This is a genomic window from Streptomyces sp. 150FB (assembly GCF_000818195.1).
In the GTDB taxonomy this organism is placed as follows: Bacteria; Actinomycetota; Actinomycetes; order Streptomycetales; family Streptomycetaceae; genus Streptomyces.
This window is the reverse complement of the sequence record NZ_JTHL01000001.1, coordinates 7,295,417-7,296,208: the sequence shown is the minus strand read 5'-3', so window position 1 is coordinate 7,296,208 and position 792 is coordinate 7,295,417. Positions and strand designations below refer to the sequence as shown.

2 protein-coding genes are annotated in these 792 nt (G+C 69.7%); one reads left to right on the top strand and one right to left on the bottom strand.

Features of this window, described 5'->3' with window-relative positions; all coding sequences use genetic code 11:
- On the bottom strand, positions 1-301 hold a 301-nt coding region (locus QR77_RS31255; protein WP_040025380.1), incomplete at its 3' end, for a citrate/2-methylcitrate synthase.
- Positions 302-410: 109 nt separating this feature from the next.
- Here QR77_RS31255 and QR77_RS49345 point away from each other — a divergent pair.
- A partial coding sequence (locus QR77_RS49345; protein ID WP_040025374.1) for a helix-turn-helix domain-containing protein occupies positions 411-792 on the top strand: 382 nt, incomplete at its 3' end.

Sequence of the window (792 nt, the reverse complement as noted above, 5' to 3'; positions counted from 1 at the left end):
CGGCCGAGGCCCGCGCGATGGCGGGCAGCGCGGCCCCGACCTCCTCGGGCAGGTGGCGCGGGGCCGCGCTCCGCTCGGCGAAGGCCGCCCGTGCGGCGGCGTCCGGCAGCTCCCCGTAGAACATGAGGTGCCAGACATCCTCGAAGCTCCGGCTGCGCGCCAGTTCGACGGCGGAGTACTGGCGGTAGTGGTAGAAGCCTTCGGCTCCCCTGACGTCCCCGAGTGCGGTGTCGGTGACGACGACCCCCGCGAGTCCGCGCGGGACGCCGGGGGCCGGAGCGGTGGTCACGTCGGTCGGCATGGCGTGTGTCCTCTCTTGGGCTCAGTTCCACACTCAGCTTGATTTGACTGTCCATGATTGACTTCATCACTGTCAATATTGATTGAATCAACATGTGTACGGTGAGGGCATGGACGACGGAGAGCGGCTGACCACCCGGGAGGCGGCGCAACGTCTCGGCGTCAAGCCGGAGACGGTGTACGCGTACGTCAGCAGAGGTCAGCTCACCAGCAGGCGCGAGCCCGGCGGGCGCGGCTCCACCTTCGACGCGGAGGAGATCGACGCGCTCCTAAGGAGGGGCAGGCGCGAGCCGGCCGCGACCGGCGACGTCGTGCAGCGCATCCACACCGGCATCACCCTGATCGACGCCGACGGCTACTACTTCCGCGGGGTGGACGCGACCCAACTGGCGCGCCGCTACCACTTCGAGGAGATCGCCGACTGGCTCTGGACGGGGACCATCAGTCCCGGTGTCAGGTTCAGCGCCCCCGCCGAGGCGCTCGCCGCCGCCC